We start from the raw sequence: 13,663 nt of genomic DNA on the forward strand, positions 1-13,663 counted from the left end.
ATAGACTTATTTTAATTCGCTTCTTAATTTCTCTACGTACTGTACAACTTGCCAACGCTCTTTGTACTGTAATTGTGCTGCATGAGATCCCATTAAATTTTTACCATACATAATAACATGATAAATATTCCCAGAGTTTAAATCTCTATCCTTATAGTTTGGTATACCGTTAAATTTATCTCTTTGAGATAAAACCCCGTTTCCATCACCTTTTGTACCATGACAGCTAGCACAGTAAATTCCGTACAACTCTTTACCTTTTGCTAAACTCTTTTCTGTTGTTGCTAACGGATTTTTAAGTTCAGCTTTCGCTTTTTCATATCCTTCTTGTGTATTCGGAATATCATAAGCTACAATACCTTTTCTACTTACTGTACCTGCAACTGGTAATCTGTTTACCATATTTGCATTTAAACCTTCAGCACCATTTACATCATAAGGAACAGACACATACATATCTGGCATAAATTGTACTTGAGGTGTACGTTTGTTGTTACATGAAGCTAAACTTACAAGTACAACTAAAGTGATAATTACTTTTAAACTTTTCATATCTCTTTATTAGTGCGTTTCTACTACGTTAATTTCTACAGCTCCTGTTGCTTCTAACAAAGATTTTAATTCTTCTTCGTTACCATTTACAGGAATTTCCATTAAAAAATGGTCATCTGTAGTTCTTGGGTCAGGGTTTTCAGCTTTTTTAAATGGCCAAATTTTGCTTCGCATATAAAAAGTAATCACCATTAAGTGCGCTGCAAAAAACACTGTTAATTCAAACATAATTGGCACAAAAGCTGGCATATTAGCTGCCCAAGAAAAGTTTGGTTTACCACCAATATCTTGAGGCCAATCAGCAATCATCGTATACCATGTTAACCAAATAGCAACAGATAAACCTGTAATACCATACATAAAAGCAGTAATCGCTAAACGTGTTGGTGCTAATCCCATTGCTTTGTCTAATCCGTGAACAGGAAATGGACAAAATATTTCTTCAATATGATGATGTGCTGCTTTTACTTTCTTAACAGCATCCATTAAGATATCATCATCATTATATAATGCGTGAATTACTTTATTAGTGCTCATTGTTTTCGTCTCTTAATTTTTTAAAATTCTCTCCTGATGATTTCAAAATAGTTTTAACCTCTGCAGTAGGTATTACTGGGAAAGTTCTTGCATATAATAAGAATAATACAAAGAAAAATCCGATAGTTCCTACAAATATACCTACATCAACAAAAGTTGGTTCAAAACGCCACCAAGTTGATGGTAAGTGTCCTTTACTTAATACAATTGCAATAATATCGAAACGCTCAAACCACATACCAATATTAATGATGATAGAAATTATAAAAGATGCTATAAAACTTCTTCTTATCTTTTTAAACCATAATAATTGTGGTGTAAAAATGTTACAAATTAGTAATGACCAAAATGCCCATCCGTAAGCTCCTGCTTCGGCACCAAAAGATAAATAGGTATAGTTTTCGTAAGGAGAACCTGTATACCATGCGATAAAGAACTCCGTTGCATAAGCTACGGCTACAATACCACCTGTTAAAATAATTACAATATTCATATATTCTACGTGTAAACGTGTAATATAAGCTTCCATATTTGTAACCTTACGCATAATACCTAATAAGGTTTGTACCATTGCAAATCCAGAAAAGATTGCTCCTGCTACGAAATAAGGTGGAAATATTGTTGAGTGCCATCCTGGGTTAATAGATGTTGCGAAATCCATCGATACAATTGTGTGTACAGAAAGTACTAATGGAGTAGCTAAACCTGCTAATACTAATGATACTTCTTCAAAACGTTGCCAGTCTTTAGCTCTACCAGACCATCCGAAAGATAATAATGCATATATTTTCTTTTGAAAAGGTTTTACAGCTCTATCACGAATAGTAGCAAAATCAGGTAATAAACCAGTCCACCAGAAAACTAATGATACCGATAAATACGTAGAAATTGCGAATACATCCCATAATAAAGGCGAGTTAAAGTTTACCCATAACGATCCGAATTGATTTGGTATTGGTAATACCCAGTAACCATTCCAAGGACGTCCCATGTGAATAATTGGGAATAAACCTGCTTGGAATACTGCAAAAATTGTCATCGCTTCAGCAGAACGGTTAATTGCCATTCTCCATTTTTGACGGAATAATAACAGTACTGCAGAAATTAAGGTTCCTGCGTGACCGATACCTACCCACCATACGAAGTTGGTAATATCCCATGCCCAACCGATGTTTTTACTTAATCCCCAAACACCAATTCCTGTTCCAACGGTGTAAAAGATACATCCAAATCCCCAAAGCATTGCTGCTAAGGCAATATAGAATGCTACATACCAATGTTTGTTTGCTTTACCTTCAATAGGTCTTGCAATATCTTCAGTAATATCATGATAACTCTTGTTACCAAGTATTAAAGGTTCTCTATAAGATGATTCGTAATGAGACGACATATATCTGTATACTTATTAATTTGATTCTTAAGCTTCGTTTGTATTTCTAACTTTTACTTGATACACTACATTTGGTTTAGTACCAATATAGTCTAACACGTGAAAGGCTCTGTTATCTTCTTTTAAAGCTGCCACGGCATCTTCAGAGTTATTAATATCTCCAAAAACCATTGCTCCTGTAGAACATGCAGATGAACATGCTGTTTCAAACTCATCTTTATTTACCGCTCTACCTTCTTTCTTAGCTTTTAAAATAGTTGCTTGTGTCATTTGAATACACATAGAACATTTTTCCATAACTCCACGAGAACGAACTACTACATCTGGATTTAACACCATTTTACCGTATTCGTTATTCATATTGAAGTCGAATTCTTCATTTTCTGAGTAGTTAAACCAGTTAAAACGACGAACTCTATATGGGCAGTTATTTGCACAATATCTTGTACCTACACATCTGTTATAAGCCATTTGATTTTGACCTTGACGACCGTGAGATGTTGCTGCTACCGGACATACTGTTTCACATGGTGCGTGATTACAGTGCTGGCACATCATTGGTTGGAAAGCAACTTCTGGGTTTTCTGCAGAATTTTCTAAAGCATCAAATAAATCACCTCTACTTAATTCTAATACTCTTTCTGTATATTTTCTTTCAACGTCTTTGTTTGCTAAACTTGGATTTTCAGCTTTAAACTGCTCAATTGTCATTGAAGCTTCGTGCTGTTTATCTGAAACAGTAGATGAATAGTAACGATCAATACGTAACCAGTGCATATCTCTACCTACACGTACTTCGTCTTTACCTACAACTGGCACATTATTTTCTGCATGACATGCTACCACACATGCTCCACAACCTGTACAAGATGTTAAATCGATTGATAAATTAAAGTGATGCCCAATACTTCTATCATGATCGTCCCATAAATCGATGCTTTTAGCTTCAACTTCTTGGTGATCATAAGAAACCATTGCTGGCTTATTCCAAGTATGTTTAGGATCTAAATTCTTATTAGTAACTTGTTTTAAAGTTGCTTCTTTTAAGATATCATGACGACCTGCAAGTGTACTTTGTACTTGTGTACAAGCAAATTTATGCCATCCTGATGTTTTTTCGATCGTAACATTGTATTGTACATTGTTACCATCTTTAAAGAAAGGGTAAGCATTAATACCTACTTGCATTTCTTCTTTTAAACTTTGCGTTCTACCATATCCTAATGCTAAACCAACCGATCCTTTTGCTTGACCAGGTTGAATCATTACAGGAATATTTTCAATAGCAACACCGTTTACTGTTACAGTTGCATAGTTACCATTAATAGCTCCGTTATCTTTTACAGGATTTTCAAAACCTAATTCTCTAGCATCTGCCATAGAAACGGTTAAGTAATTATCCCATGCTGCACGAGTAATAGGATCTGGTAATTCTTGTAACCAAGGGTTATTTGCTTGTTTACCATCACCTAATGCAGTTGATGAGTACAAGTTTAATTCAAATCCAGATGCGTTACTTGCTGCTCTTACTAACTGAACTGCAGTTGCATTAATATCAACTGTAGATTCAAAAGCAACTGATTCTACTTCTTCTGTTTGAGCTTTAAAAACACCATCATGCAATGCTTGATTCCAAGATGCGCCACCTAAAACATTGGTACTCCAAAACTCCTTTAAAGTATCATAGTAATTTACTGAGCTACCTGACCATTTTAATAACACATCTTGTAACTGACGTGTATTAAATAATGGAGAAATAGTTGGTTGCATTAAACTATATGTTCCTTCAGTAATTGTAACATCTCCCCAACTTTCTAAGTTATGAGGTGCTGGTAAAATATATTGTGCTGCATTAGCCGTTGCATCATTTTGCGTAGCAATTGCAACAGATAATTTTAAACTTTTAATTCCTTCTGCTAAATCAGCAGCATTTGCTAAAGTATATAAAGGGTTAGTATTATAAGTTACTAAACCTTTTACTTTACCTCCTTTAATATCAGCTACTAATTGAGCTACTTGAGTATCATTACCTTGACGCGTTAAATTAACGGCTTTGGTATCAATAACCTCACTATTTAATTTCTCATTAATCGCTAAAGCAATTAACTGTGCATTTTTATCATTTAACCCAGTTACTACAACTCCTTTTGAACCTGCTTTCTTTAAATCGCTTGCAAGTTTTTTAATTTCTGCATCAAATTTAGTTTCCTTAGTTGGTAATGATTCTCCTGCTACTTCGTTATACAAGTTAATTAAAGCATATACTTGTTCAGAAGGTTTTACAACGATTCTTTTATCAGCATTTGCTCCTGCTAAAGACATGTTACTTTCTATTTGAACATGGTAAGACATTTTACCAGATTCAGCTCTACGTCCATCAGCATAAGATTTCTCGTAACCACCTTGCCAGTCGCCAATAAAATCAGCACCAACAGAAACAATTACTTTAGCATCACTAAAATCATAATTAGGTAAAGCACGTTTACCGTACATTGCTTCAAAAGCATCTGCGGTAGCACTTTCAGAAATTGCATCATAAACAACGTGTTTTACGTTTGGATATGCAGCAGTAAAATCAGCAATTACTTTTTCAGTAGACGGACTCGCTAGAGTACCTGTTAATAAAACTACTGATTCGTTTGCTTCTTTTAATTCTTTTAATTTTGCTATAATTTGCGCATCAGCATCATCCCAAGTTAAAAAAGACTCTTTATCTTGAGGTTCTTTTAATCTTAATTCACCATCATATAATGATAAAACAGATGCTTGAGTACGTGCATTTGTCTCTCCTCCTGCTTGCTTATTAGGCATTACAAGAATCGGACGACCTTCGCGTGTTTTTACTAATACGTTTGCAAAATCAAAACCATCTGCAATTGTAGTTGCATACCAATCAGCAACACCTGCAACGATATCATTTGGTTGTACTACATAAGGAATTGATTTTCTTACTGGACCTTCACAAGCTGCTAAAGAAGCTGCTGCTGTGGTAAACCCAACATATTTCAAGAAATCTCTACGCGAAGTTGATGATGTTTCTAACGTTTCTTTATCACCTAAAAACTCATCTGTAGGAATATCTTGTACAAACTCATTATTGCGTAACGTTTCAACAACAGAACTATCTTTTAGTTCTTCAACACTTTGCCAGTATTTTTTGTTTGAAGCCATTTATATACGTGTTTTTCTACTTTCTAATTGATTAATAGTGGCACTTACCACACTCTTTTCCTCCTAATTGAGCAATTGTAACTTGATCAACTCCATACTTTGCTGCTAATTCTTTATGAATCTTAGCATAATACTCGTTTCCTTTTAAGTCAACCTTTGTTTCTTTATGACAGTCGATACACCAACCCATTGTTAATGGAGAGTACTGATATACTTCTTCCATTTCTTCTACTGGTCCGTGACATTTTTGACATTTTAAACCTGCAACATTTACGTGCTGCGAGTGGTTATAATATGCGAAATCTGGTAGATTATGAACTCTAACCCACTTTACTGGTTTAGTTTCACCAGTGTATTGTAAATTTTCTGCATCCCATCCTGCTGCTTCGTAAATCTTAGCAATTTCTTTATCTAAATCAGACTTTGTTAAAGTATGATCATCCATTACAACTTTAGTATCTTCTGCAACTTCTGATATGTTTTTATGACAATTCATACAAACACTTACAGATGGAATTCCAGATGTTTTACTATGTCTTGCTGAAGAGTGACAATATTGACAATCTATTTTATTATCACCTGCATGAATCTTATGAGAAAAAGCAATAGGCTGAATTGGCTGATACCCTTGATCAACACCTATTTTAAATAACGTTCCGAATAAAAAATACGCAACAGTTAAAGCTCCAAAAATCACTAACAACACATGTAAAAAAGTATTTTTCTTAATCCCTTCCCACAACTCAGCTGTTTGACCTAAAGCTCCTGCTGTTTTTGGCGCCCCTTTTAATTCGCTAATTGTTTTTAATAAACTAGCAATAATTAAAAACGCTACAATAATCGCTGCTGCTAAAATGTAAATTAACCATTTCGGAGCGTCTTCTTTAGAAACCTCACCAGTTGCAACAACTGCTTCTCCTGCTTTTTTAAGTTCTCCAACAGTCGTATAATAAAGAATATCGTCGATATTCTTATCTGTTAACTGAGGAAAAGCGGTCATATTAGACTGCTTATACTCTTCAAAAACCTCAATTGCATCTTTATCTCCAGAAGCTCTTAACGCTGCATTGTCTTTAATCCAAGACTTTAACCAGTCGTTTTCTCTCTTTTCTTCAACGCCTCCCAACTTAGGACCAACAAGTCTCTTATCTAACTTGTGACATGAAGCACATAAAGATTTAAATAATTTTTTCCCTTCTTTTTGACGCGCCTCATCAACTTCTTGCGAAAACGCTGAAAAGCTTACAAATAAAACTAAAAAGAAAGCTAAACTCTTTACGAGTGTTTGGGTTAATCTACTGTGATGTTTCACACTTTTCATACTATTAAATATAAGTTTTGTATCTATTTTGGTACAATTTTTTCTATAAAGCTATTATAAAACAGCACATAGAAAGTTGGACAAAAGTACTACTTCTGTCTAAATTGTGAAATGTTAAGAGATTGCTAATTTATAATTTATAACTATTCTAAATAACTTGCACAGACAATCTATTAAATTGCAAGTCGTTACTTTTGTAAAAAGTTTTAATAATAATGAAAAAAAGAAATTTAATTATAACCTGTATCCTAATCCTTACAATAGGTGTTTTTAGCGCTAAAGCTCAAGACAGTTATACACAAGATAAAGACATTACATCTTTAATAAAAAAGAAAAGAGAATACAACAAATACCACGGAACAGGCTTTAGAATTCAGCTATACAACGGACTAGAAAAGAGAGCTAAAAGCTTACGCTATAGATTTCAAGTTGAATACCCTGGCGTATACACTAAACTGGTATATGACCAACCAGATTGGAAAGCGCAGGTAGGTAATTACAAAACAAGATTACAAGCTGACAAAGCATTAAACAAAATAAGAGAAAAGTTTAACGGAGCTATTATTATTCCGCTATAAAAACTATTTGAAAATAAAAAAGCAGCATCAAATTGATGCTGCTTTTTTATTATACCTAAAAGAGCTTGTTTTAGTATGCTCTCTTATCGTTTCCTTCGTAAAAATTAATAAACGCCTGATTTACGACACGATTTCCTCCATCCGTAGGATAATCTCCTGTAAAATACCAATCTCCTAAATTATCAGGACATGCTTTATGCAAACTACTTACTGGCTGAAAAATAACCTCTATATCCGAAGTAATATTCGCAGTTTTTAACATTTGAGCAATTTTACCAGAAACTTGCTCATCAGTAAAAGGTGCATACATTTCTTTTACATAATTAACCACATCTTTATCTTCGCTTACTTCTTGTTTTTTACACTTGGCATACACATCATCAATAATATGATATTGATCTGTTTCTTTTAACAACTCTAACGTTGCTTTAAAAGCTATAAAGTCGTTAATTTTTGCCATGTCGATACCATAACAATCAGGATAACGAATTTGTGGCGCTGAAGAAACTACTACTATTTTCTTCGGATTTAATCGATCTAATATTTTAATAATACTTTTCTTTAAAGTAGTACCACGTACAATACTATCATCAATAATCACCAAATTATCGGTTGGTTTAACCACACCGTAAGTAACATCGTAAACGTGCGCTACTAAATCATCTCTACTACTATCATCAGTAATAAAAGTTCTAAGTTTTGCGTCTTTAATCGCTATTTTTTCAAAACGAGGTCTTTTAGATAAAATTTCTGTTACCTTTTCTTTTGATAACTTACCTCCACCTGCTAAAATAGCTGCCGTTTTTTGCTGATTCAATACATCTTCTGCGGCTTCCATCATTCCAAAAAATGAAGTTTCAGCAGTGTTAGGAATGTAAGAAAAAACCGAATTTTCGATATCACTATTAATCGATTTTAAAACTTCAGGAAAAACATATTTTCCTAAATTTTTTCTTTCTTCATAAATAGATGCGTCACTACCTCTTGAAAAATAGATGCGTTCGAAAGAACAAGCTTTCTTTTCGCGCTGTTCTAAAACTGGCTTCATTGAAGTTTCACCACTCTTTTTTATAATTAACGCGTGCCCTCTGTCTATTTCTTTAATTTTATCAATAGCAACATTAAATACGGTTTGAATTACAGGACGTTCAGACGCTACCACTACAACTTCATCATCTTGATAATAAAATGCTGGACGAATTGCAGATGGATCTCTTAACACAAACGCATCTCCATGACCTAACAAACCTGCCATAGCATAACCACCATCCCAGTTTTTTGCTGATCTCTGTAAGATTCGTTGTATGTTTAAATGCTCTTCTATAAACGGAGAAGCATCTTGCTTATTAAAACCTGCTTCTTTTGCCTTTATGTACAGTTCAGAAACTTCATCTTCTAAAAAATGACCTATTTTTTCCATTACAGTTACCGTATCGGTAGCTTCTTTTGGATGTTGTCCTAACTCTATTAAGTCGTTTAAAAGTTGTTTTGAATTGGTCATATTAAAATTCCCCGCAACAATTAAACTCTGATGTTTCCAATTACTTTGACGTAAAAATGGATGCACGCTTTCTATAGAGTTTTTACCAAAAGTACCATAACGAACGTGTCCTAAAAACAGGTTTCCTAAGTATGGAATATGCTCTTCTTGCCACTTAACATCATCAATCTTATCAGGATTTTCTTCAAAAACACCGTTAATTCTTTTATTAACTTTTCCGAAAATATCTTGAATTGGCTGCGATTGATTAGAACGCACTCTACTAATATACCTTGTTCCTGGATTTACGTTAAATTTTATACTTGCTAAACCAGCACCATCCTGACCGCGATTATGCTGTTTCTCCATTAATAAGTACATTTTATTTACACCATAAAATGCGGTTCCGTATTTGTCTTTATAATATTGTAATGGTTTTAATAACCGAACCATTGCAATACCACATTCGTGTTTAATAGCGTCACTCATTTGAAAAAATATTTAATTGTGTGTTGTTGTTGTATAAAAAAATCCGCAGCAAAAAGCGCGGATTTATATTTATGATAATTCTATATCAAACTGTGTTAATTCTTTAAAAGACTGTAAGCGAGTTAGCACTTCGTCTTTTGTTAGCTCTTCCATTCGCTGTGTACCAAACTTTTCTACACAAAACGAAGCTAAATTAGATCCGTAAATAATTCCGTTTTTCATATTTTCAAACGAAATATCACCACTTTTTGCTAAATACCCGCAAAAACCTCCTGCAAAAGTATCTCCAGCTCCAGTTGGATCAAAAACCTCTGCTAATGGTAATGCTGGTGCAAAGAACATTTTTCCTTCATTAAATAATAAAGCTCCGTGTTCTCCTTTTTTAATTACTACGTATTTTGGCCCCATAGTATGGATTTTTTTCGCTGCATTTACCAACGAATATTCTCCACTTAACTGGCGTGCTTCTTCATCATTAATTGTAATAACATCTACACGTTTTAAAACGGTGTGTAAATCTGCTAAAGCAATATCCATCCAAAAATTCATCGTATCTAATACTACTAATTTTGGTTTTTCTGTCATTTGATCTAAAACAGATGCCTGTGTTAACGGATGTAAATTACCTAACATTACAATACCTGCATCTTTAAATTCTTCTGGTACTACTGGCGTAAAATGCTCTAACACATTTAGCTCAGTAATTAAAGTATCTCGAGAATTCATATCATTATGATATTTACCGCTCCAAAAAAAAGTTTTACCTTCTTTAACAACTTCAATACCATCTGTATTAATTCCTTTGCTGTTCATCATATCTAAATATGACTGAGAAAAATCTCCACCTACAACAGAAACCACGCCTGTTTTTACACCAAATTGAGAGGCTGCCAAACCAACAAATGTTCCTGACCCTCCTAATATTTTATCTGTTTTACCAAAAGGTGTTTCAATAGCATCAAAAGCTACGGTACCAACTGCTAATAATTTACTCATTTCTTATTTTTTTACTGTAATTTTGCACTTTCAAATAAAGTGTCTTTTGAAGATGCAAAAATAGTTTTAAAAAATGACTATCAAAGAAATACAAGAAGAAATTATTGATGAGTTTTCGATGTTTGAAGACTGGATGGAGCGTTATGAGTATATTATTGATTTAGGGAAATCGCTTCCTTTAATTAACGAGACTTATAAATTAGATGAAAATTTAATTAAAGGATGCCAATCGAAAGTATGGTTGTATTCTGAATTAAAAAACAATACCATTGAATTTACTGCGGATAGTGATGCTATTTTAACCAAAGGAATTGTGGCGCTATTATTGAGGGTGTTTTCAAATCAAAGTCCGCAAGCAATTATTGAAGCTAAAACCGATTTTATTGACGAAATAGGCTTAAAAGAACATTTAAGTCCGACACGAGCAAACGGATTGGTTTCAATGATAAAACAAATTAAAATGTACGCGATTGCACAACAATCGAAATTAGCGAATTAAAGAAGTAGAAAAAATGACAGATACGCAATTAGACGAATTAGGAGATAAAATAGTAGGGGTTTTAAAAACAATATTTGATCCAGAAATTCCTGTAGATATTTACGAATTGGGCTTAATTTACGATGTTTTTGTATCCGAAGAAAACGATGCCAAAATATTAATGACATTAACTTCGCCAAACTGCCCAGTAGCTGAAAGTTTACCAGTAGAAATTGAAGAGAAAGTAAAAACATTAAAAGAAATTAACACCTGTGAGGTTGAAATTACTTTTGATCCTACTTGGACACAAGATATGATGAGCGATGAAGCGAAATTAGAACTTGGAATGCTTTAAAATGGCTGAAGAAATTATAAACAGAGTTGCAAACAGTAAATTAATTACTATTGATCTTGAGGATTTTTATCCAAAAGGAAATCGTGTTGTTTTTGATATTAAAGATTGGCTGTATGAAGAGTTAATTCTTCGTGAAAAAGATTTTAGAGCACAAGTAAAAAATCACGATTGGTCTCAATATCAAAATAATTACGTTGCTTTAACTTGCTCTTCAGACGCTATTATTCCTTCTTGGGCCTATTTATTATTAAGTGCTCATTTATCAGAATTTGCAAAAAAAGTTGTTGTTGGTAATTTAGAATTATTAGAAACTGCTGTGTATCAAGAAATAATTTTAAACATGGATGTTAGTGAATTTGCCAACAAACCTGTTATAATAAAAGGCTGTAGTAATAAACCAATACCGGCATCAGCATATACCTTTTTAATTCAAAAAATTCAACCAACAGCAAAAAACATTATGTTTGGCGAAGCCTGTTCTACAGTGCCATTATTTAAAGCTAAAAAATAATTAATTCGTATTTATCTCATGAAAAAACTTACGCTACTAATACTGCTTTATAGTTCTTTCAATCTATTTTCTCAAGAAACGAAAACAGAAGTAAAAAAAGACAGTATTCCTAAAGCACTAACAATTGAAGGGAAATATCTTTTTTTATTTAATCAATCGTCTTTTTCTAACTGGAGTGCAGGTGGTAACAACACCATTGCAGGTAATGTTGGTGTTGCTTTTGATATTAATTACAAAAAAAATAAGTGGAACTGGGATAATAAAATAAACAGTAATTATGGATTAAGTTACGTTGATGAACAGGGTTTACGTAAAACAAATGATGATTTTGAATTTAATTCAATCGTTGGTTTACACACCTCTAAATATTGGTTTGTATCGTTTTTTAGCAATTTTAAAACACAATACACAAAAGGTTACGAGCATAAAGAAGATACTAAAACTCTTATTTCTAATTTCTTTTCGCCAGCATATTGGAGTTTTGGCCCTGGAATACTTTGGAAAAAAAGTGACAATCAAAGAATCAATATAGCGCCAGCAACAGCACGATATACCTTTGTTTCTGATCAGTTTTCAGGAAAATATGGTGTAGAAGAGAATAGAAATACAAATTTCGGACTTGGTTTAAATTTATCAGCATATTTTAAAAGCGAAATTATGCCGAACATAACGATGGAAAACATTGTTGCTATTTATTCTGATTACTTTAAAAACGCTGCTAATATTGACATTGATTATCAATTAAATTTTGCAGTAAAAATTAACAAGTATATTTCTACAAACCTTAATTTACACCTAATTGTTGATGATGATGCTTCTAGCAAAATACAATTTAAAGAAGCTTTTGGACTTGGGTTATATTATGCCTTTAATAATAAGTGACTTTTTAAAAATATTATTGTCTAAATTTTAAAAGAAATACAATTTTAAATTTCAAAAAAACAAATACCTTTTATAATGAAAAAACTAATAGCTATCACTATTTTATTTAGTGCGTTAACAATTAATGCTCAAGATGAAAATAAAGAAGAAAACAAAGATGGATGGAAAAAAGATGGTAACATTTCTTTTTTATTCAATCAATCAGCATTTAACAACTGGTTAGCTGGTGGATCAAACAATATCTCTGGTGCCTTAAATTTAAATTACGATTTTAATTACACGAAAGGAGATTGGACATGGGATAACAAATTAATTGCAGCATACGGAATTACAAAAATTAAAAAAGAAGATACTGAAAAAACAGATGATCGTTTTGAGTTTACCTCTTTAGTAGGGAAAAGAATCTCTAAAAACTGGTATTATTCAGCCTTTTTAAATTTTAAAACACAAATGTCATCTACTTATGTTGAAGATGTTCAAACATCACACTTTTTTGCTCCTGCGTACTTCCAATTTGGACCTGGTATGTTATGGAAAAAGTCAGACAACTTAAAAGTAAACCTTGCACCAGCCACTTCTAAATTAATTTTAGTACACAATCACTTAACCGATTTAGGGCCCGCTTTTGGTGTTAAACAAGGGGAAAGTTCACGTTACGAATTAGGTTTCGCTATCAATGCTTATTATAAACTAGAGATTATGGAAAACGTTACCGTTGAAAACATCTTAAATTTATATAGTGATTATTTAGAAGATTATCAAAACGTTGATATTGATTACACCGTAAACGTAGTGATGAAAGTTAACAAATATTTATCTGCAAACCTTTCTTTACAGGCTATTTATGATGATAATGCATACAGAGGTTTTCAAACAAAAGAAGTATTTGGTTTAGGTATTAACTATAGCTTTTAATAAAAAAC

General features: G+C 32.9%; 13 protein-coding genes. 6 read left to right on the forward strand and 7 right to left on the reverse strand.

Translation table 11 applies throughout. The features are described from left to right. Window positions 1-6 precede the first annotated feature (6 nt). The 5 genes from ACN5J5_RS04310 to ACN5J5_RS04330 are packed head-to-tail and all read right to left on the reverse strand — an operon-like array spanning window position 7 to window position 6,971. Window positions 7-552, reverse strand: a complete 546-nt coding sequence (locus tag ACN5J5_RS04310) for a c-type cytochrome (RefSeq protein WP_418646079.1) — start codon at window positions 550-552, stop codon at window positions 7-9. A gap of 9 nt (window positions 553-561) precedes the next feature. Beyond that, window positions 562-1,089: a DUF3341 domain-containing protein gene (locus ACN5J5_RS04315; protein WP_418646080.1), complete on the reverse strand. Its 528-nt coding sequence runs from the start codon at window positions 1,087-1,089 to the stop codon at window positions 562-564. Next, window positions 1,079-2,479 carry an NrfD/PsrC family molybdoenzyme membrane anchor subunit gene (gene nrfD / locus ACN5J5_RS04320; protein ID WP_418646081.1) on the reverse strand — a complete coding sequence of 467 codons (1,401 nt, stop codon included), beginning with the start codon at window positions 2,477-2,479 and terminating at the stop codon, window positions 1,079-1,081. Before nrfD ends, ACN5J5_RS04315 begins: the two co-directional genes overlap by 11 nt. A gap of 27 nt (window positions 2,480-2,506) precedes the next feature. Further along, window positions 2,507-5,650, reverse strand: coding sequence for a TAT-variant-translocated molybdopterin oxidoreductase (locus ACN5J5_RS04325; protein WP_418646082.1), 3,144 nt, complete (start codon window positions 5,648-5,650; stop codon window positions 2,507-2,509). Between the two features lie 31 nt (window positions 5,651-5,681). Continuing rightward, window positions 5,682-6,971, reverse strand: coding sequence for a c-type cytochrome (locus tag ACN5J5_RS04330; RefSeq protein WP_418646083.1), 1,290 nt, complete (start codon window positions 6,969-6,971; stop codon window positions 5,682-5,684). A 215-nt stretch (window positions 6,972-7,186) separates the two neighbouring features. Between ACN5J5_RS04330 and ACN5J5_RS04335 the strand changes: the two genes are divergently transcribed. Then, window positions 7,187-7,549 (forward strand): SPOR domain-containing protein, encoded by a 363-nt coding sequence (locus tag ACN5J5_RS04335; RefSeq protein ID WP_418646084.1) that lies wholly within the window; start codon window positions 7,187-7,189, stop codon window positions 7,547-7,549. Between the two features lie 70 nt (window positions 7,550-7,619). On the opposite strand, the gene ACN5J5_RS04340 is transcribed toward ACN5J5_RS04335, so the two are convergent. Continuing rightward, window positions 7,620-9,518, reverse strand: a complete 1,899-nt coding sequence (locus tag ACN5J5_RS04340) for an amidophosphoribosyltransferase (protein WP_418646085.1) — start codon at window positions 9,516-9,518, stop codon at window positions 7,620-7,622. A 69-nt stretch (window positions 9,519-9,587) separates the two neighbouring features. Continuing rightward, window positions 9,588-10,514, reverse strand: coding sequence for a PfkB family carbohydrate kinase (locus tag ACN5J5_RS04345; RefSeq protein WP_418646086.1), 927 nt, complete (start codon window positions 10,512-10,514; stop codon window positions 9,588-9,590). Window positions 10,515-10,587: 73 nt separating this feature from the next. Between ACN5J5_RS04345 and ACN5J5_RS04350 the strand changes: the two genes are divergently transcribed. The 5 genes from ACN5J5_RS04350 to ACN5J5_RS04370 all read left to right on the forward strand — a co-directional run bounded on the left by ACN5J5_RS04350 (window position 10,588) and on the right by ACN5J5_RS04370 (window position 13,655). Next, a complete protein-coding gene (locus ACN5J5_RS04350) occupies window positions 10,588-11,013 on the forward strand; it encodes a SufE family protein (protein WP_418646087.1) in 426 nt (141 codons plus the stop codon). Between the two features lie 13 nt (window positions 11,014-11,026). Continuing rightward, entirely contained in the window at window positions 11,027-11,347 is a 321-nt protein-coding gene (locus ACN5J5_RS04355; protein ID WP_418646088.1) for a DUF59 domain-containing protein, read from the forward strand. 1 nt (window position 11,348) lies between these two features. Next, on the forward strand, window positions 11,349-11,858 hold the full coding sequence (locus tag ACN5J5_RS04360) for a DUF2480 family protein (RefSeq protein ID WP_418646089.1): 510 nt from the start codon (window positions 11,349-11,351) through the stop codon (window positions 11,856-11,858). 18 nt (window positions 11,859-11,876) lie between these two features. Then, entirely contained in the window at window positions 11,877-12,740 is an 864-nt protein-coding gene (locus ACN5J5_RS04365; protein ID WP_418646090.1) for a DUF3078 domain-containing protein, read from the forward strand. Window positions 12,741-12,815: 75 nt separating this feature from the next. Then, window positions 12,816-13,655: a DUF3078 domain-containing protein gene (locus ACN5J5_RS04370; RefSeq protein WP_418646091.1), complete on the forward strand. Its 840-nt coding sequence runs from the start codon at window positions 12,816-12,818 to the stop codon at window positions 13,653-13,655. Window positions 13,656-13,663: the final 8 nt, after the last annotated feature.

Source organism: Tenacibaculum insulae, from assembly GCF_964512435.1.
GTDB lineage: Bacteria > Bacteroidota > Bacteroidia > Flavobacteriales > Flavobacteriaceae > Polaribacter > Polaribacter insulae_A.